At 55.1% G+C, this 18,257-nt stretch carries 16 protein-coding genes; 4 read left to right on the forward strand and 12 right to left on the reverse strand.

Annotated features, from left to right (window positions below):
• Positions 1-52 precede the first annotated feature (52 nt).
• The 3 genes from B2R48_RS05050 to B2R48_RS05060 are packed head-to-tail and all read right to left on the reverse strand — an operon-like array spanning position 53 to position 3,062.
• Complete coding sequence (locus B2R48_RS05050) at positions 53-877, reverse strand: ABC transporter ATP-binding protein (protein ID WP_296998467.1); 825 nt, start codon at positions 875-877, stop codon at positions 53-55.
• Complete coding sequence (locus tag B2R48_RS05055; RefSeq protein WP_296998470.1) at positions 871-1,932, reverse strand: FecCD family ABC transporter permease; 1,062 nt, start codon at positions 1,930-1,932, stop codon at positions 871-873. Before B2R48_RS05055 ends, B2R48_RS05050 begins: the two co-directional genes overlap by 7 nt.
• Positions 1,932-3,062 (reverse strand): ABC transporter substrate-binding protein, encoded by a 1,131-nt coding sequence (locus B2R48_RS05060; RefSeq protein WP_296998472.1) that lies wholly within the window; start codon positions 3,060-3,062, stop codon positions 1,932-1,934. Before B2R48_RS05060 ends, B2R48_RS05055 begins: the two co-directional genes overlap by 1 nt.
• A gap of 178 nt (positions 3,063-3,240) precedes the next feature.
• Between B2R48_RS05060 and B2R48_RS05065 the strand changes: the two genes are divergently transcribed.
• Positions 3,241-4,035 carry a class I SAM-dependent methyltransferase gene (locus tag B2R48_RS05065; RefSeq protein ID WP_296998474.1) on the forward strand — a complete coding sequence of 265 codons (795 nt, stop codon included), beginning with the start codon at positions 3,241-3,243 and terminating at the stop codon, positions 4,033-4,035.
• A 3-nt stretch (positions 4,036-4,038) separates the two neighbouring features.
• Here the strand turns inward: B2R48_RS05065 and B2R48_RS05070 are convergent, their stop codons facing one another.
• From B2R48_RS05070 to B2R48_RS05080, 3 genes are all read right to left on the reverse strand, one after another.
• Positions 4,039-4,497: an OsmC family protein gene (locus tag B2R48_RS05070; RefSeq protein ID WP_296998476.1), complete on the reverse strand. Its 459-nt coding sequence runs from the start codon at positions 4,495-4,497 to the stop codon at positions 4,039-4,041.
• On the reverse strand, positions 4,494-5,135 hold the full coding sequence (locus B2R48_RS05075) for a GntR family transcriptional regulator (protein ID WP_296998478.1): 642 nt from the start codon (positions 5,133-5,135) through the stop codon (positions 4,494-4,496). The genes B2R48_RS05070 and B2R48_RS05075 overlap by 4 nt, the downstream gene beginning before the upstream one ends.
• Before the next feature lie 106 nt (positions 5,136-5,241).
• Positions 5,242-7,593 carry an alpha/beta hydrolase gene (locus B2R48_RS05080; RefSeq protein WP_296998479.1) on the reverse strand — a complete coding sequence of 784 codons (2,352 nt, stop codon included), beginning with the start codon at positions 7,591-7,593 and terminating at the stop codon, positions 5,242-5,244.
• A 311-nt stretch (positions 7,594-7,904) separates the two neighbouring features.
• Here B2R48_RS05080 and B2R48_RS05085 point away from each other — a divergent pair, with 311 nt between their 5' ends.
• Both B2R48_RS05085 and B2R48_RS05090 read left to right on the forward strand, forming a co-directional pair.
• Positions 7,905-9,197 (forward strand): MFS transporter, encoded by a 1,293-nt coding sequence (locus tag B2R48_RS05085; protein WP_296998481.1) that lies wholly within the window; start codon positions 7,905-7,907, stop codon positions 9,195-9,197.
• A gap of 59 nt (positions 9,198-9,256) precedes the next feature.
• Positions 9,257-9,826, forward strand: coding sequence for a CHAP domain-containing protein (locus B2R48_RS05090; protein ID WP_296998483.1), 570 nt, complete (start codon positions 9,257-9,259; stop codon positions 9,824-9,826).
• A 553-nt stretch (positions 9,827-10,379) separates the two neighbouring features.
• Here the strand turns inward: B2R48_RS05090 and B2R48_RS05095 are convergent.
• Positions 10,380-11,009: a GntR family transcriptional regulator gene (locus B2R48_RS05095; RefSeq protein WP_062957158.1), complete on the reverse strand. Its 630-nt coding sequence runs from the start codon at positions 11,007-11,009 to the stop codon at positions 10,380-10,382.
• 127 nt (positions 11,010-11,136) lie between these two features.
• Between B2R48_RS05095 and B2R48_RS05100 the strand changes: the two genes are divergently transcribed.
• Complete coding sequence (locus tag B2R48_RS05100) at positions 11,137-13,623, forward strand: plasma-membrane proton-efflux P-type ATPase (protein ID WP_296998486.1); 2,487 nt, start codon at positions 11,137-11,139, stop codon at positions 13,621-13,623.
• 65 nt (positions 13,624-13,688) lie between these two features.
• Here B2R48_RS05100 and B2R48_RS05105 read toward each other — a convergent pair whose 3' ends face one another.
• From B2R48_RS05105 to B2R48_RS05125, 5 genes are all read right to left on the reverse strand, one after another.
• Positions 13,689-14,438 carry a peptidase gene (locus B2R48_RS05105; protein WP_296998488.1) on the reverse strand — a complete coding sequence of 250 codons (750 nt, stop codon included), beginning with the start codon at positions 14,436-14,438 and terminating at the stop codon, positions 13,689-13,691.
• Between the two features lie 15 nt (positions 14,439-14,453).
• On the reverse strand, positions 14,454-15,272 hold the full coding sequence (locus B2R48_RS05110) for a transglutaminase family protein (protein ID WP_296998489.1): 819 nt from the start codon (positions 15,270-15,272) through the stop codon (positions 14,454-14,456).
• Between the two features lies 1 nt (position 15,273).
• Positions 15,274-16,221: an alpha-E domain-containing protein gene (locus B2R48_RS05115; protein WP_062957161.1), complete on the reverse strand. Its 948-nt coding sequence runs from the start codon at positions 16,219-16,221 to the stop codon at positions 15,274-15,276.
• 16 nt (positions 16,222-16,237) lie between these two features.
• A complete protein-coding gene (locus B2R48_RS05120; protein WP_062957162.1) occupies positions 16,238-17,641 on the reverse strand; it encodes a circularly permuted type 2 ATP-grasp protein in 1,404 nt (467 codons plus the stop codon).
• Positions 17,642-17,816: 175 nt separating this feature from the next.
• On the reverse strand, positions 17,817-18,257 hold a 441-nt coding region (locus tag B2R48_RS05125; protein ID WP_296998492.1), incomplete at its 5' end, for a cobalt-precorrin-4/precorrin-4 C(11)-methyltransferase.

The following is an 18,257-nucleotide window of genomic DNA, read 5'->3' on the forward strand; positions in this document are numbered from 1 at the left end:
CAGAAAATGCCTCAAATGCAAAGTTTTTAATCACAAGGAAAGCTGCGCCTTTCTATTGGGCAGCCATTGCAGACTTCGGCATGTCATTGTGGCCGACGGCGGTATTGTGCCGGCTGTTGGTTTCATCGCTTGGCCCGCGCAATACGATATGCGGATGACCCATTGAATTGAGTTCTACATGGCCATCAACCTGATAGACATCGCGCAGAAGGTCGCTGTCGATCACATCCGAACACGGGCCAAATGCCACCATGCGGCCATCACGAATCGCCATGGCCTGATCGCAATATTGCAGGGCGTGGTTCAGATCATGAATGGCAATAAGAACAATGATGTTCTGACCCTTGGCGACGTCACGCATGAAGGACAGAACTTCCATCTGGCGATGCAGATCAAGGGCCGAGGTCGGCTCATCCATCAAAAGGATTTTCGGATCGCGTACCAGTGTCTGGGCAATGGCGACCAGTTGTCGTTGGCCACCGCTAAGTTCGCCCAGATTACGCCCGGCAAGATCACCAATGCGCAAGGCGGCCAGAATGTCATCAATCCGGGCCAGTTCCTCGGTGCGGACGCGCAGGCTAGACCCCTGCTTGGCCGCAAGAATGACCGATTCATAGACCGACAGAACTGCGGTTGAACCGGTATCCTGTGGCATATAACAGATCGTGTTGCGATCTGGTCTATGCGACCCCAGATCCACAACACCGTCGCCCTGTGCAAGGCCGGCCACACGGCGAAACAGGCTTGATTTCCCTGCCGCGTTCGGCCCGATGACGGCGGTTACGGTGCCGGGCTGGATGGTCGGGGTGGTGACACCTGAAACCACCTGCACCTTGCCATAGCGGGTTCCGATATCTTCGAGACGCAGGGTTACCATGATTTCCTCCGACTTGCGAAAATCAGCGAGAAGAAGAAGGGCACACCGACAAGGGCTGTAATCACCCCGATCGGCAGGATTGCACCCGGGATCAGCAATTTCGAAAGCACCGAGGTCGCAGACAGGATCAACGCCCCGCACAGAACCGATGCCGGCAGGAAGAAGCGTTGATCTTCACCAACCAGCATGCGGGCAATATGCGGCCCGACAAGTCCGATAAAGCCAATCGTGCCGACAAAAGAAACGGGAATGGCGGCCAGAAGGCTGACGATCAGCATGGTGCGCAGGCGAAGCCCCTGTACATTCACACCAAAACTTTCCGCCTTGGCATCGCCCAGACGAAGGGCGGTCAATGCCCATGCCTGACGGGTAAAGAGCGGAATGGCGATCACAACCGCAACGGCGGTCACGGCCACCTTGGTCCAGGTCGCCTTGACCAGCGATCCCATGGTCCAAAACACAACCGCGGCAAGGGCCTGTTCACTTGCCAGATATTGCAAAAGTGCCAGAAGTGCGTTGAAGGTAAAGACCAGTGCGATACCGAGCAAAACGATGGTTTCGACCGTTACACCGCGCAGGCGGCTGAAGAAATGGATGATCAATGCCGTGCCCATCGCCATGACGAACGCATTGAGCGGAATGATGAAATCAACAAAGGCCGGCAGCAGTGCCACACCGAGTACCAAGGCCAGCGCCGCACCAAACCCGGCGGCGGCCGAAATGCCCAGCGTAAACGGGCTGGCCAGCGGGTTGGCAAGGATGGTTTGCATCTGTGCGCCTGCGGTCGACAGGGCCGCACCCACCGTGAGCGCCATCAGCGCGATCGGCATGCGGATATCCCAGATCACCACGCGCAACTGATCGGAGGCCGACCATGGATCAAGCAGGGTGGCGATCACGTCTGATAACGGATAGTTCGCCGGGCCCGTTGCCAGATCGATGGCAAACGAAAGAAACAATGCCCCGCCCATTGTGAGCAGGAGCAGGAAACGCTGCAGGGAGCGTGCCTTGTAATGCACGCTCCCGGCTTCGACGTTGAGTTGTTTGGTCGTCATCAGTTTGTGGCTGTATCGCTGCTTGAGATGAAGTAGCCCGGCTTGTAATCGAGCGGCAGGAAGCGATCATGAAGCTCTTTGAAAGTTGCTTCCGGGTCGATATCGGCAAACAGGTCCGGGTGGAACCATTTTGCCATCTGTTCGATCACCACGAACTGATACGGGCTGTTATAGAACTGGTGCCAGACCACATGAATGTTGCCATTCTTGGTGGCATCAATGCCGGTAAAGGCAGGGCGTTCCATCAGGCCATCAAGCTTGCGCTTGGCTTCGGTCATATCAGCACCAGGTCCAACCGGAACCCATCCCATGCCTGGTGCATAGGCTTCCCAGTCACCGCCTGTGCCGACGAACTGGTCCGGGTTGGATGCAATCACCTGTTCGGGGTTGATGGTGCCAAATGTGCCCGGAATAATTGGGGCTGCGATGTTCACGCCGCCTGCCATCTCGACCATTTTGCCGAAGTTTTCATTGCCAAACGACATGCAGCATTCCTCGGAATAGCCTGCTGCGCGTTCGATAAATACGTCAGGCTTTTCCGGGTTCGCTTCACGAAGACGTTTTTCAACTTCATTGATGTGGTCAGAACGGAATTTGATGAATTCTGCTGCTCGATCTTCCTTGCCGGTCAGCTGACCGAGGATTTTCATGCTTGTTTCGGTGTTTTTGATCGGGGCTTCGCGGAAGTCGATATAAACCAGCGGAATGCCGACAGCGGCGAGTTTTTCATCAAAACCGCCTTCTTCGGTGGCACCCTTGGCTTCAAGGTTCATGATGACAATGTCCGGATTCAGCGAGATCGCCTGTTCGATATTAAAGGTACCGTCCTTGATACCGCCAAAAGTCGGAATGTCGTCGATGCGCGGATATTTCGCGGCATACAGGCCGTACCCCTGCGGATCGGCTTTCTTGAGGTCGTCTCGCCAGCCGACGACACGTTCGAACGGGTCTTCGCTATCAAGCGTCGCCAGACCATAGATCAGGCGGCCTTCGCCCAGAATGACCTTCTGAACTGGTACTTCGACTGTAACTTCACGTCCGGTAACGTCGGTCACCGTGACCGATTCTGCTGCCTGTGCGGTGCCTGTGACCAGCATGGTCAGAGCAGCAAATACACCCAAAAATTTCATTCCCGTTCCCTCAGATTAGGATTGCCTGTCGAGCGATTTATCAGTTATTGAGAATGAAAATCAATCCTTTTCGCAATGATAATGCAAATCATTTGTTATTAGTAATTGCGCAATTGTCGCTGTGAGACTTAACCAACCCGCAGAAATCCGGGTATTCCGCCAAGAAAGCATCAAGACCATGAATCAGGCCAGCAACTTCAACCTGCGCGAAGAGATCAAGGAATACTGGTCAATGCGGGCTGCAACCTTTGATGAACAGCCCGGTCACGAGATTTTTTCCGAGTCTGAGCGCAGCGCATGGCATGCCCTGTTCGAACGTCATTTCGGCAAGGGTAACGGGCGCAAGGCACTTGATCTGGCAAGTGGTACCGGTGTTATCAGCCATCTGATGCATGATCTCGGGTTTGATGTGACCGGTATGGATTGGTCTGAAGCGATGCTTGAAAAGGCGCGCGCCAAATCAGTTCAGCGCGGATCGAACATCACCTTCCTGCTTGGGGATGCGGAAAATACGCTTGAGGCAGACAACAGTTATGACGTGATCGTCACCCGTCATCTGGTCTGGACGCTGGTAGATCCGGCGGCGGCCTTCGCGGAATGGTTCCGGGTGCTCAAACCCGGTGGCAAGCTTCTGGTCGTCGACGGTGATTTTGTCTCCCCGACCTGGGCGACGAAACTCAACAAGGCAATGGCGGGCTTTCTTGAAACCCTTGGCCTTCGCAAACCGGCAGTTCCGGTTGCGCACATGCAAACCCATCATGACATTCTGGCACGCGTGCATTTTTCAAATGGTGCACGGGCAGACGACGTCAAGGCCATGCTGGCTCAGACCGGATTTGATCCGATAGCGGTGGATGTCGATCTTAAACAAATTCACAGCGCGCAGAAAAAACACATCAGCTTTGCCAAGGGGCTGGAACGCGGTGCACAGCATCGCTATGCGATCTGCGCGCAAAAGCCTGCTTCAAACTGACAATCAGGCTGCTTCGACGACAACTTCTGTCTTGACCGAATTGGCAAGAAAACAGGCTTCGTGCGCACGGTGATGCAGATTGGCGACAAGTTCTGCATCCGGTGTGTTGCCGCCATAACGGATATCGGGGCGAAGGGTCACCTTGGTGATCATGGTTTTGCCATCGACGTTTTTCATCTCGCCAATTGCGGCGTCGGAATAGTGGTCAATCACCAGCCCGGCATCGGATGCGAAATGCAGGAAAAACAGCATGTGGCAGCTTGAAAGGGCCGCGACAAAGGCTTCTTCCGGGTCGACATTTTCCTCAACTGAATAGGGCAACGGCACCACATGCGGTGACGAGGACGCCAGCACCTCGACCCCGCCATCAAAGCGCCAGACATGACCGCGCGAGTAGCGCCGGTCGGTAAAAATTTCAGTTTCCTTGCGGGTCCAGATGACTTCTGCGCCAAAGCTGCTCATACGGGGCTCTCGGATTTTGAGGTTTGATCAATCGGGATCAGCATTCCGGCGGTAACGCCGATATGGGTGGTCAGGACGTCGCATGCGGTCTGGACGTCATTTTCTTCCAGTGCGGCCAAAATCTGTTGATGTTCCTGGTAAAAATCACTGCGTGACCGTGACCCTTTGGGTTGCAGGGCATAGGCGCGTTTGGCTTCGCCGCGCAAACCATCAATCATTGCAAGCAGGCGTTCATTCCCGCATGCATCATACAGTGTTGCGTGGAATTCCTGATCAAGTTCGGCGAGGATTTCCGGGGCCTCTTCCTCAAACAGGTCTTCATTGATCCGCCGTGCCTTGCGCAGGGCAGCAGTCGTCAAACGCGGCGCTGAAAGCTGAAGGGCGGTGACTTCAAGCGAAATTCTGATCTGGCCGAGTTCATGGACGTCTTTGCTGCGCAGTCCGGTGACGGCAAGGCTTCTGTCTGGCCGTTTTTCAAGCAATCCCGTTTCGTGCAGCCGTTCAAGGGCATGTCGGATGGGCTGGCGGCTGACACCAAACCGGGCTGCCAGTTCTTCCTGCTTAAGCACCGTGCCAGGAAGCAGTGTACCGGCCTCGATCTCATTACGAAGGGCTTGGGTGATCAGGTTTGTATCCATGGATCCAAACTATGGATAGAGCGGTGGCTCGTCAAGACGCGATTTAAATATTGCTCTGTCTGGGCTGGGATTGGCGCAGCTGATGACGTTGGCCTAACGGCCACGTTTATTCTGCCGGGATGGCTTCTGATTTCTGAACCGAGTCCGCGCAGTGGCTTTGCACAAAGTCGATAATGCGATCATGCGCCCCGTCGATATCTTCATTCACAATGCCATGCCGGTCGGATGCAAGCATCTGGACTTCCATTTCCGGTGCGTTTGTCGCCAAACGCCGGATCATGGTGGCACTGGCGGGATCGACAACCTTGTCGCCATCGCCCTGCAAAATCAGGGTTGGGCAGTCCAGCTCCGGCAGGCGTCTTTGCATTTCGGCCACGGTCTGGCGCAAATGATGTAGCCCGCCAATCGGGATGTTGCGGTAATTGATGTCGGGATGCTCGGATTCGTTTGGCCGGAAGCTAAGCAATTCCTGCGCGGACGGCATCCAGCCCATCAGCTTGTTCGCTCCATAAAGCAGCGGCACAAACATCAGGTTGCGATTACGGAACTTAAGCGGCGTGCCCGCAAGCACAAGCGCGCGCAGTTTTTCAGGCTTGGTCGCGGCATGAATGGCCGAAAGTGCCCCGCCGGTCGAAAATCCGACTATGACCACCTGATCACAAAACGGGCTCAGGATCTCATAGCCGCGCCGGACTGATGCCAGCCAATCGGTCCATTTGCGCTTTTGTAATTCGTGGGGCGATGTGCCATGGCCTGCAAGACGGACCCCCATCACCGCATGGCCCATGGCGGCAAACTTTTCGCCCAGTTCACGCAATTCTGCAGGCGATGCCAAAAAGCCATGTACCAGCAAAACACCACAGTTGAAATGCGTCTGCCCGTTGGGCAGCAGCAGGTAGGGCCGGCTGTCTGCGGTGGCGGTTTCCTGCGTGTTGATCGCGTCGTATTTCGGTTTCTGGAACTTGGTGTGATTCCACTGCCAGGCCAGAATTTCATCGTCAAAGCGGCGATGGGCGATGTCGGTCGGACTAAGGTGATCCACCTCGATCCGGGCACGTTCAAGGGCCTGCCATGCGGCATGGATCGGTGCCATTTCGTTGGCATAGACCATGATCGGATTGTCCATGCGGATCTGGTCAAACGTGGCTTCGGCCTGCAATTTTGGCAGGAAGCAATATTTCTGATCACGGCGTTCAATCAGGCCAAGCTGAACCGCGCTGTCGACAAAAAAGCGGATTTGCGGGCAGTTAAGCTCGAAAATGCCCGCATAGTCTGCCGGATTGCGCATGCCGCGGTGCAGATGCACATTTTCAGCCTGCTGAATGTTTTTAATCGCCAGATAAAGCGTGTGGTCAAAATGGCTGATATCAACTTCGGTGACACCATCCTTTAACCACATCATGATCAGCCGCGACGCCAGATGGCTTACATTGATCGTCAGATTGGAATACATCACCGACATGCAGTGATCACGCAGTGGTTTGATATTGCGCGTAATCGCAAACTGCGCAATGCGATCGGTGATCTTCTCGATCGTCTTTGCGGGTTTGAATAAATCGTCAATGCTTTGCGCCTGTTCCACCCGTTTGGCCAGCAGGCGGCGATCAAGCCAGTTGAATTGATCGCGCGGATTGACCGGGTCACCCAAACGGATGTCCATATCGGTCTTTTTGAACATCAAATTGCCTTCGATGATCATTTCTTCGGCCATTTTGGGGCTAAGCCCGCCCGTAAACATGTCAGCTGCGCGGGCCAAAAGGTTCTGATCCACGCGCAACGGATGGAAGGTAATATTGGCTGGAAACATCAGGGTCGGCTTGGCAAGGGTTGCCAACAGGTCATCCTCGCTGCGTTCAAGAATGGTGGCCCAGCGTCTGAGTTCGCCGGTTTTACCCTTATCAATCAGGGCTGAAAGGCCGATCTTGAAGCCGTCAATACAAAGACCCAGAAGGGCCGCACCGGTATGATGTGCGCGTCTGGTATCGGCGGATCTGGAATAAATGCTGTAATCGGGACGTTTGGGGTGCGGGCGGTCGGCATCTATCACCCGGCGATCCTTGACCATGCCGCCTTCGGGAAAGACCACGACCTTGCCGCCACGCAGGATTTCCTCGGCCAGAAACGGCAGGAGACGTTCGTAATCATTGGGCACACCGCCCAAGGCGCGGAGATAGCGCGAAAAGCTGTTATCCTCGACAAAGAATTCGCCTGACGCGATTGATCGGCAATAGACTCCGGTTTCAAGTGCGATCAGAAATTGCGGGATAAAGGTTTCAAACCGGGCAAAGTGATTGAACATAAAAATGTCGCCCTGCGATATATGGTCGCGCGGCCCGTGCATTTTGATGTTGATGTCTATATTGGCGCGCAACGCCGTCATCGCGCGAATGGTCCACTCGCAAGTCTTTGGGCTGATGGCGAACTGTTCACGTTCGATATCGCGGAATGTCTGGACCATGTGTGGTAATATCCCGGCCTCGGGGCTATGGCCTCGTATAAGGCGTTGGTTTCTTGGACGATTTCATCTGTTACTTTTGATTTCGCACTTAAGATAGATATGTGTCGTTCTTCCCGGTTTTGGAAGGCGTGCCGAGTTCGATTTGCGAAGATTTGATGCCAGAACGGCCTGTCTTTCGTATAACTGGCTGATCTGCCGGGGCACATCCTGCCCCGCGGGTTCCTTTCGAACCGATCTGGTGATCATTGCCCCGCCACCCGTATGATGATCGCCACGCCCGGTTTTTCTCGTCACCGATGATTGGAGGCCTTGTGCCTGTTCCCGACCCCGCCCCGGATATGGATGATCCCAAACCCGATCCGAAATATGATGAAGCACAAAGATCGATTTTTTCTGATCGCAATTTCCTGCTGTTTCTCGTCGGGCAATGCATCACGACGCAAGGCCTGTGGATTCAGAAGATCGCCATGTCATGGCTGGCGTGGTCGCTGACCGGTTCGGCCTTTTGGACCGGGATGATTGCGGCCCTTAACTTTGCCCCGGCCTTTTTCCTTGGTCCGATCTTTGGGGTGATGGCTGATCGGGTGGATTTGCGCCGTACGGCCATGTTGCTCAATCTTGGTCAGGCGGGCGTTTCCTTTCTTTTGATGGGGCTGTCCTATGCCGACATGATGACTCTGCCCTGGATGGTGGTTTTGGCAGGGTCGATGGGGATTTTGGGCAGTGCAATGACACCTATTCGCCTGTCACTGGTGCCGGTGATTGTGCCGCGCGCCTTCATGAACCGCGCGGTGGCCTATGCCGCGATGAATTTCAATATCTCGCGTTTGGTCGGGCCGGCAGTTGGCGGGGTGGTGATTGCGACATGGGGGACGGGTGCTGCCTTTATGATCAACGCGATCAGTTACCTGCCGATGGTGTTTGTCATTTCAGTTGTGACCATCCACATGGAACGCGCACCCGATGCCAAAAGTAGACGTATCTGGACCTCGCTTGTGGACGGCGCGCGATATGCGCTCAATCATCCGATGATCCGATCCGTCCTTGCCCTTTCCTGCTTTGTCTCGCTTGTGGGCACGGGCATGGTCGAACTGATGCCGGTCTTTGCCGAAGCGGTTTATGACCGGGGTGTAACCGGGCTTGGCATGCTGGCATCAAGTGCAGGGGTCGGGGCGGTAACATCAACCTTTATTCTGTCGCGCATAGCCTCGGACGCCACCGCCTATCAACGGGTGACAATTATGGGTGCCTTTGCTGCTGCCATTGGCATGACCGGGCTTGGTTTTGCGCCTTGGTATGAGCTTGCGGTGGTTTTGGTGGCCCTTACGGGCGGTGGTTTGACGCTGGTTGGTGTTGGGTCGCAGACGGCGCTGCAGCTGACTGTTGATAACCGTCTGCGCGGTCGGGTCATGAGTTTCTGGAGTGCCACCAGCTTTGGCGGCATGGCACTTGGTGGAACGCTGCTGGGGGCGATTTCCGAAGCCGGTCACATTCAATATACCGCGCGCGGGTCAGGTGTTTTGATCCTGTGTGCGGCCTGTGTCGGACTTTGGCGGCTTTATCGGATTGGCGCGCTGCCGCATCGTGCAAATGCGCCGCGGTAAAGGATTATTAAGGCCTGCCATCCTATGGTGATCCATCGTGAGATGATGGGGATTTCCAGATGCGTTTGGTTGGTGTTGTCGGACTGTGTTTGTTGCTTTCAGCCTGTTTTACCACGGGCAATACCGCATCTCGCCCGACGGGCCCGATGCCAAGCGACACGGTTCAGTCTGTTGCCAGTGTCAGGATTCCGTCCTCGCCGCTCAACAAGTTCGCCCCGACCGACAAGTTCCTGCAATGCGTACCTTATGCCCGCGAAGTTTCCGGCATTCAGATTTACGGTGATGCTTGGACGTGGTGGGGGCAGGCCGGTCAGAAAAACTTCCAGCGTGGCAATCGCCCGCAGGTCGGTGCCGTTCTTGCGCTGCGCAAGACATCGCGTCTGAAACTCGGGCATGTGGCGGTGGTGTCTGCCATCCTTGATGATCGCAAGATCCTTGTGAACCATGCCAATTGGGGCAGTGATTCACGCACACGCGGCAAGGTACATTACCGCCAGCCGGTCGTTGATGTGTCGCCCAATAATGACTGGTCGGAAGTGCGCATGATGAACACGCTTGGCAGCTTTGGAAGTGTCTATCCGGCGCATGGCTTTATCTATCAGCCCCGTGAAACCGCCGAGGCGAACTAAGCTACAGGCACTTTCCCCACAGCCCAAAAAAGTGGCGAAGCCCCCACGGATAGAGAGCTTCGCCAATTAAACCCGTGCGGGCGGCACGGGTTCGGGGGTTGAACTTTACAAGCTGGGTCGAAGAGCCTTTTTGGCGATGGGGATGCAAGTGCGCGCCTTGATGCTGTTCCCGGCATTGCCGCGCGGCGTCGGCACCGCAGCGCAGCGCATCGTCCTTTTTTCCCGTTCGAACCCGCTTGAATTCATTTTATCTATAAAACGATGATTTCTATCCTAATTACGCCGCGATCCGGCGCTGAAATCAACGCAAAAATGAACTGTGAAAGTGAATTTTGATGAAATCCAGTGGGTTAAATCCATAAATAATTGATTTATAAATATATTTTTTATCTATAAAATAAGGTTCGAGCACAATCTGATCGCTCGGATTGTGCAAGGGCGACGCCGGTACACCCTGTATCGGGTGTCGATCGTTTCATTTTTGACGGAAAGCGGGCGTAAAAGAAGCTGGGTTTGGTGGCACCTCAGCGTGTTTGGTGCGTGCCTGCGTCCATTACCGTGCCGGGTTTTTGCCGATCCATTTTACATGTCGGGCAAGGGTGGCGGCGGCAACGTCAATCTGATTGCTTCGAAGTGCCGCCAGGATTGCCCGGTGGTCCTGATCTGTCGGGGCTTCCCATTCCATCCGGAAGCCCGAAAACAGAAACCGTGCACTGGCGGCATGCAGATCATCAATGGTCGCAAGCAGGCGCGGCATGCCACATGGCTCAAGGATTACACGGTGAAAGGCCTTGTTGGCCTGTTCCCAAGCCTGAACGTCGGCGGCGTTTTCACCTTCGCGGTTGTGCGCCTCTGCAAGGTCGAGAATATCCGGCGTCAGATTGGGGGCCGCGTTGCGAAGGGCAAGAACCTCAAGCGACGCACGCATTTCAGCAACCTCGCGGACCTCGGCAATGTCAAAACTTGCAACCCGGACCCCGCGGCGCGGTTCACTAACAGCAAGGCCTTGTGCCTCCAGCCTGCGAAAGGCTTCGCGCACTGGAACATGACTGGCGCCGAATTCCTCTGCGAAATGGTCCTGACGCAGTTTCATGCCGGGTTCGAATTCACCGGAAATAATCCGTTCTGCCAGTGCGCGGGTAATGCGGCCCGCGACCGTGGTGTCTGTGCTGCTTTTTTTCATGTTTTATAGATAATTTGTGCGCAAACGTTTGTCGACCAGATTGATGTGCAGCAATGTTGTGCGCTGCAATATACTCTAGAAGTATTGCAGTTCCCCACATCGCCAGCAGGGGCAAAGAGGCACCGTCATGATGGAACAGACTGCCAAACGCGAATTCCCTGAAATTGACCCGTCATTGCTGCGGACCGACCCGAAAAAAGGTCTTGCACAGGATGAGGTAAAGCACCGTGTCGAGCAGTTCGGTGAAAACCGTCTGAAAGACGGCCAAACCAGTGTGCTTAAAAAGCTTTTGTCGTTCTTCTGGGGGCCAATCCCGTGGATGATCGAAGTTGCCGCCATTCTGTCGGCAGTTGTGCAGCATTGGTCAGACTTTGCCATCATCATGGTGATGCTGGTTTTGAATGCCGGGGTGGGGTTCTGGCAGGAATTCAAGGCCGACAATGCCATCGCCGCGTTAAAGCAGCGCCTTGCACCTGATGCGCGCGTGTTGCGGGATGGTGCATGGTCGGACCTTCCGGCACAGGGCCTGGTGCCCGGTGACATCATTCGCATCAAGCTTGGCGATATCATTCCCGCAGACTGCAAGCTGCTGTCAGGCGACTACTTGCGGGTTGATCAGTCGGCCCTGACCGGTGAGTCGCTTGCGGTTGATATGAAGGTGGGGGATGAGGTCTATTCTGGTGCCATTGCACGGCAGGGGCAGATGACCGCCATGGTCATCGCGACCGGTATGGCGACGTATATCGGCAAAACGGCCAGTCTGGTCAAAGGCGCTGGCAAGAAATCCCATTTTCAACGTGCAGTCTTGCGCATTGGCAATTTCCTGATCCTGATCACGCTGGGCCTGATTGCCTTGATCATGACGGTCGCCCTGCATCGTGGCGATCCATTGATGGAGACCTTGCTGTTTGCCCTGATCCTGGCGGTGGCGGCAATTCCGGTAGCCTTGCCAGCGGTTCTTTCGGTGACGTTGGCGGTTGGGGCCGAAAAACTTGCACGGATGAAGGCGATTGTATCAAGGCTGGTCTCGATTGAGGAACTGGCCGGGATGGATATCCTGTGTTCTGACAAGACCGGAACCTTGACGCAAAACCATTTAACCGTGGGAACGCCGGTTCTGATCGATGCCGACGATGAAGAAACACTTATCCGTGCTGCGGCCCTGGCTTCGGAAGTCGACAGTCACGACCCGATTGATCGCGCAGTTTTTGCCACGCTTGGTGACCCGGCACAGCTTGAGGGGTATGACGTTTCCGTGTTCCGCCAGTTTGACCCGGTACGCAAGCGGGCCGAGGCGGAAGTAACCCACGACAGCAAGTCGATCATGGTGGCAAAGGGCGCGCCGCAGGCGGTTCTGGCGCTTCTGTGTGAGGATGAGGCATCCGATATCGAAAGTGTCGCAGCCTATCGCCCGGTGATGAACGCGATCAAAACCATGGCCGAGCATGGATACCGCGCCCTTGGCGTGGCGCAAACTGATCATGATGGCAATTGGCGTTTTCTGGGATTGTTGCCGCTGTTTGATCCGCCGCGCGAGGATGCGGCGTCAACGGTTGCCGAACTGCGCCGCAATGGGGTCGATATCCGCATGATTACCGGCGATCACGAGGCGATTGGCCGTGAAGTCGCTGGTGAACTGGGCTTGGGTCAAAACATCCTGCCAGCTGATGCGGTGTTTGATCGCAACAATCAGGCACGCGATCCGGTCCTGATGGAGCGCGCAGATGGTTTTGCCCGTGTCTTTCCCGAACATAAATATGCGATTGTTCGCCAATTTCAGGATCGTGGCCATATTGTCGGCATGACCGGGGATGGTGTGAATGATGCGCCGGCACTTAAACAGGCCGATATCGGTATTGCGGTTTCCAATGCGACCGATGCGGCACGGGCAGCGGCCGATCTCGTTCTGACCGCGCCGGGCATTTCGGTGATAACAAGCGCGATTGAGGAATCCAGACGCATCTTCGAGCGCATGGGCAGTTACGCGACCTTTCGGATTTCCGAAACGATCCGCGTTTTGCTGTTTATGACGATTTCGATCCTGGTGTTTGATTTCTATCCGGTGACGGCGGTGATGATTGTGTTGCTGGCGTTGCTCAATGATTTCCCCATCATGATGATCGCCTATGACAATGCAGATGTTGCCCAACATCCGGTGCGATGGGATATGGGCAATACGCTCACCATGGCATCGCTTTTGGGCGCGATCGGGGTTGTTTCGTCATTTGCGTTGCTTTGGGTGTCGGAAACCTGGTTGCACCTGCCACCCGAAGAAGTTCAGACGTTGATTTTTCTCAAGCTTCTGGTGGCGGGGCATCTGACGATCTATCTCACCCGGCACAAGGGTTTCTTCTGGCAGAAGCCCTATCCGAACATCAAACTGTTTCTCGCAACGGAGATCACCCAGATCATCGGGACGCTGGCGGCAGTTTATGGTTGGTTTGTACCACCAATTGGCTGGTATCACGCGCTGGTGGTGTGGGGGTATGCGTTGTGCTGGTTTGTTGTGGCAGGCGTTATCAAGGTCTGGGTCTATCGCCTTCTGACCCATCGGCATCAAAGCCACCACAGCCATCTGACACGGGTTGAAGGATCCCTTCATCACGGTCGATAAGACGGAATTCGACAAACAAAAAGCCGGACCAAAGGTCCGGCTTTATCAAGACTTGTATTCAGCCCCTATTCCGCAGCGATATCGCGATGTTCGTCTGGCATGTCGGCAAAGGCATCACGAAGCGCGTTTGACCACGCATCCGAAAGAGCACGAAAGCCCATATCATCCGCCTCGATCCGGCGGATCTCGGAAAACTGGCAGGTGTCATCGGGCAATACGGCCAGATCAAGCGGCATGCCGACTGACAGGTTGGAACGCAGCGTTGAATCCATCGACAGCAACACCGCCTTCACACCATCCTGGATCGGGGTGTCGGGCGTGATCACGCGATCAAGGATCGGCTTGCCGTATTTGTGTTCGCCAATCTGAAGATAGGGTGTGTCAGATGTGGCTTCGATGAAGTTCCCGGCCGCATAAACCAGAAACAGGCGCTGATCGCCGCCCTTGCGCTGGCCACCAATCATGATGGATGCAGCACTGCTTTCATGATGCTGTTCAAGGGTGTCATGATATTTCAGCTGAACCTTTTGCATGGCTTCGCCGAACAGTTCCGCAACACGGAACATGCTTGGCGCGCTCAGGATGCAGTTTCCGGGCTTGGTGTTGGGGTCATCAATGGCCTCAAACAGGGTGCTCATGACTGCCTGGGTGATGGCCAGATTGCCTGCCGAAAGTGCGACAATCGCCCGTTCACCGGGAACTTCCCAGGTGAACATCTTGCGATAGCGCGAAATGTTATCAAGGCCCGCATTGGTCCGCGTGTCCGAAAGGAAAACCATCCCTTCGTTCAGCATCAACCCGACACAGTAGGTCATCTTTTTGTCGCCCGACTATTGTTGTGATTGCGAAATGACGACTGTTACATCCAAATTTTCATTCGCGCCACCAGTATGTACGCCCCGCACAGGTGTGGCAACCTGTCCATCAAGACCGGAACCGAGCCGGATATAATTATCGGTCGGACAGCACTTGTTGGCCGGATCAAACCCCACCCAACCGAATTCTGGCAAATTCAATTCTGCCCATGCATGGGATGCCTCGTGCGGTTTGCCTTCGTGATCGGCAAACAGGTATCCCGATACATAGCGGGCCGGAATGCCAAGATGGCGGGCCGCAGAAATCAGTACATGGGCATGATCCTGACAAACACCCTTGCCATCGGCAATCGCATCAGCCGCCGTGGTATGGACGTGGGTTGCGCCGGGCGCATATTCAATGGCCTCTCCCACAGCCGCAGCCAGGGCATGCGCCAATTCCAGCGCCGAACCATCCTTGGTCTTCTTGGCAATCTTGTCGGCAAGCTTGCGGATGGCGGCACTTGATTTGGTCATTGGGGTGGATCGCAGGAACACGGCGGGAAATGCGCGTTCTTTGTGTCCGCGCAGGACACCGGCGGTATCGGTTGTTTCGACCTCGCCCTTAACGACGATTTCAATCGCCTCTACCGGGCCGTTTGAAGTCAATGTGCTAATGATATCACCATTGCCATCAGTAAATTCCGACCCGATTGTGCACCCCTCAGCCGTGATCGACCAGTTAATGATTTTCTGGCCTTCAAACTCTGCCGGGGTTAGCTTCAGGCTTTGCACCGCATGATAGGCCGGACTTTCATAGCGATAGTGGGTTCTGTGTTCGACGTTCAAGCGCATCTTACTGCCCCCCGAAATGATATGCGTCGGCAATGGCATGCGACAGGATACGGTTCCGACCCTGAAAATCAGTCAGGAACTCATGCAGCCCGGTCGAGAAAATCTCATCCATGTCGCTTTGCGTGAGCAGGGAATATATCTCGACGGCCTGCCGGTGGACGCTGTGGCGTTGGCCGTAATGACGCGCCAGACGTTCAAGGTGTTGCGTGATCTGTTCGGCGCAATGTGCCAGTGACCGTGGGCTAAACGGATTGAGAATCAGGAAATGTGCAATCCGGTGCGGTGAGTAATCATCACGATAGACCCAGTGAAAAGCGCGCAGCGACGATGCTGCACGCAAGACCGTTGTCCATTGATAGTTATCAACACCATCGCCGACCATGCTGGTTTCGGGCAGCAAGACGTAATACTTGACGTCGAGCAAGCGCGCAGTGTTGTCCGAACGTTCGATAAAGGTGCCCAGACGAATAAAGTCATACCCGTCATTACGCAAAATCGTGGAATCGGTAGCACCGCGGAACAGTGCGCCCTGCTTTTTGACCCAGTCGATGAATTCAGGCAGTTCATTCTTGGCCAGATTGTGCATCGACGGGCGACGAAGTTCCATCAGGGCGTTGTTCAGCGCTTCCCACATTTCCGCAGTGATCGCGGTACGCATGGCGCGTGCGTTTGCCCGGGCATATTCAAAACAGTTGAGGATGGATGACGGGTTATCCCGGTTAAAGATCAGGAAATTGGCGACTTCTTCCTGACGCAAGGGTGCATCGGGATCATATCCCGCCGCACAGCCTGATGCTGACAGAACGGATTCCCATTCTGATCGGTTACCGCTTGCAGCGGCGGGCATCAGGGCCATGCGATAGCCCATCTCCATCAGGCGGGCCATGTTTTCGGCCCGTTCGACATATCTCGACAGCCAGAAAAGGTTGTCTGCGGTACGACTAAGCATTACTCAACCCTTTCCTTTAATCACTCATGATCCATGTGTCCTTCACCCCGCCGCCTTGCGACGAGTTCACGACAAGTGAGCCTTCACGCATCGCGACACGGGTCAATCCACCCGGCGTCAGGCGCACATTGTCGCCAACAAGGCAGAAAGGCCGGAAATCAACGTGGCGCGGGGCAATGCCGCTTTCAACAAAGGTCGGGCAGGCCGACAGTGACAATGTCGGCTGGGCGATGAAATCGCCGGGATCGGCTTCGATCCGTTTGGCGTAGGCGGCCTGTTCTTCCTTGGTTGATGCTGGCCCGACCAGCATGCCATAGCCCCCTGAGCCGTGGACTTCCTTGACCACCAGTTCGCCCAGATGTTCGAGAACGTATTTCAGGTCATCAGGCTTGCCGCATTTCCATGTCGGCACGTTATTGAGGATCGGCTCCTGCCCCAGATAGAAGCGGATCATATCGGGTACATAGGTGTAAACCGCCTTGTCATCAGCGACACCGGCCCCCGGTGCAGAACAGATCGCAACCCCGCCCGAGCGATAGACATTCATCAAGCCGGGAATACCCAGCACCGAATCGCTTTTGAAGCAAAGTGGGTCGATATAGGCATCATCGATGCGGCGATAAATCACATCAACCCGGGCCGGACCGCGGGTGGTGCGCATATAGACCCGGTCTTCATGAACAAACAGGTCCTGACCTTCGACCAGCTCAACACCCATCTGGTCGGCAAGGAAGGAATGTTCGTAATACGCACTGTTCATCGCACCCGGGGTAAGAACCACGATGTTCGGTTCACGGTCACATTTGCGCGGCGCGATGCTTTTAAGCGTTTTCAGCAGCATGTCCGGATAGCTTTCGACCGGCTCGATCCGAAGATTTTTGAACAGGTCCGGGAACATGCGCATCATGATCTCGCGGTTTTCAAGCATGTAGGACACACCTGATGGCGTCCGACAGTTATCCTCCAGAACATAAAATTCTTCGGGGCCCGTACGGACGATATCAACACCGACAATATGGCTGTAGACATTGCGCGGCGGATCAATACCGATCACGGCCGGTTCGAACGCCTCGTTGCGAAACACAAGATCCGCCGGGACAATGCCCGCCTTGATGATTTCGGCATTGTGGTAGACGTCATAGAGAAACGCGTTCAGGGCACGGGCACGCTGTTTGACACCGCGATCAAGCTTGCGCCATTCCTGAGATGTGAAAATGCGGGGAATCAGATCAAAGGGAATAAGCCGTTCGGGATCTCCGCCCTCGCCATAAACGGCAAACGTAATGCCAATCTTGCGAAACAGGGTTTCGGCTTCAAGGCGCTTTTGTTCGAGAACCTCGGGACCGTTTGCTTCCATCCAGTCAACCAAAGCGCGATAAGGTTCGCGGATTTGGTCGCCCATTCTCATCTCGTTGAACATGCATACTCCCGTTTATTACCCTTTGATTAAAGGGTGCCGGGCGGGCAAGGGTCAAGGATGTTGACGGTTGAAATGACAGATTTTTCAGCAAACTACTGATCTGATGAAAAAATAAACTTGATGATTAGAGCGTTTGTGCAAAAAACGGGCGGAGTTTACATCCGCCCGATCCCGATCATGCTTTTGCCGGGCGCAACACATGGGTGTGATCTGCGGCGTAAAGCCTAGAGTCGGTGAAATCCTTGCGACCGAACACCTCGCCGACCATGATCAGCGCCGTACGCGTGATACCGCTGCCCTTGACCTTGGCACGGATGTCACCAAGCGTGCCGAATATGTATTTCTGGTCGGGCCAGGTTGCGCGATAGGCAATCACAACCGGGCAATCTTCGCCATAATACGGCGTCAGATCGCGCACGACATTGGCGAGGTTATTGATCGACAAATGGACCGCCAGCGTTGCGCGCGATTTGCCAAGTTCCTTAAGGCTCTCGCCGTCAGGCATGCTTGATGAACGCATGGCTGTCCGGGTCAGAATCACCGTCTGGGACACATCTGGCAGTGTCAGTTCTGCCCCGATTTCGGCAGCGGTCGCGGCATAGGCCGAAACGCCCGG

Source organism: Thalassospira sp. UBA848 (assembly GCF_002295455.1).
Lineage (GTDB): Bacteria > Pseudomonadota > Alphaproteobacteria > Rhodospirillales > Thalassospiraceae > Thalassospira.

What these genes read in the sequence shown, in the direction of transcription:
- B2R48_RS05080 (WP_296998479.1), bottom strand. Translation starts at nt 7,593, where the DNA reads ATGGTCCAGACATTCCGCGATATCGAACGTGAACAGTTCGCCATCAGC.
- B2R48_RS05090 (WP_296998483.1), top strand. Translation starts at nt 9,257, where the DNA reads ATGCGTTTGGTTGGTGTTGTCGGACTGTGTTTGTTGCTTTCAGCCTGT.
- B2R48_RS05060 (WP_296998472.1), bottom strand. Translation starts at nt 3,062, where the DNA reads ATGAAATTTTTGGGTGTATTTGCTGCTCTGACCATGCTGGTCACAGGC.
- B2R48_RS05100 (WP_296998486.1), top strand. Translation starts at nt 11,137, where the DNA reads ATGATGGAACAGACTGCCAAACGCGAATTCCCTGAAATTGACCCGTCA.
- B2R48_RS05120 (WP_062957162.1), bottom strand. Translation starts at nt 17,641, where the DNA reads ATGTTCAACGAGATGAGAATGGGCGACCAAATCCGCGAACCTTATCGC.
- B2R48_RS05055 (WP_296998470.1), bottom strand. Translation starts at nt 1,932, where the DNA reads ATGACGACCAAACAACTCAACGTCGAAGCCGGGAGCGTGCATTACAAG.
- B2R48_RS05115 (WP_062957161.1), bottom strand. Translation starts at nt 16,221, where the DNA reads ATGCTTAGTCGTACCGCAGACAACCTTTTCTGGCTGTCGAGATATGTC.
- B2R48_RS05050 (WP_296998467.1), bottom strand. Translation starts at nt 877, where the DNA reads ATGGTAACCCTGCGTCTCGAAGATATCGGAACCCGCTATGGCAAGGTG.
- B2R48_RS05065 (WP_296998474.1), top strand. Translation starts at nt 3,241, where the DNA reads ATGAATCAGGCCAGCAACTTCAACCTGCGCGAAGAGATCAAGGAATAC.
- B2R48_RS05070 (WP_296998476.1), bottom strand. Translation starts at nt 4,497, where the DNA reads ATGAGCAGCTTTGGCGCAGAAGTCATCTGGACCCGCAAGGAAACTGAA.
- B2R48_RS05095 (WP_062957158.1), bottom strand. Translation starts at nt 11,009, where the DNA reads ATGAAAAAAAGCAGCACAGACACCACGGTCGCGGGCCGCATTACCCGC.
- B2R48_RS05075 (WP_296998478.1), bottom strand. Translation starts at nt 5,135, where the DNA reads ATGGATACAAACCTGATCACCCAAGCCCTTCGTAATGAGATCGAGGCC.
- B2R48_RS05110 (WP_296998489.1), bottom strand. Translation starts at nt 15,272, where the DNA reads ATGCGCTTGAACGTCGAACACAGAACCCACTATCGCTATGAAAGTCCG.
- B2R48_RS05105 (WP_296998488.1), bottom strand. Translation starts at nt 14,438, where the DNA reads ATGACCTACTGTGTCGGGTTGATGCTGAACGAAGGGATGGTTTTCCTT.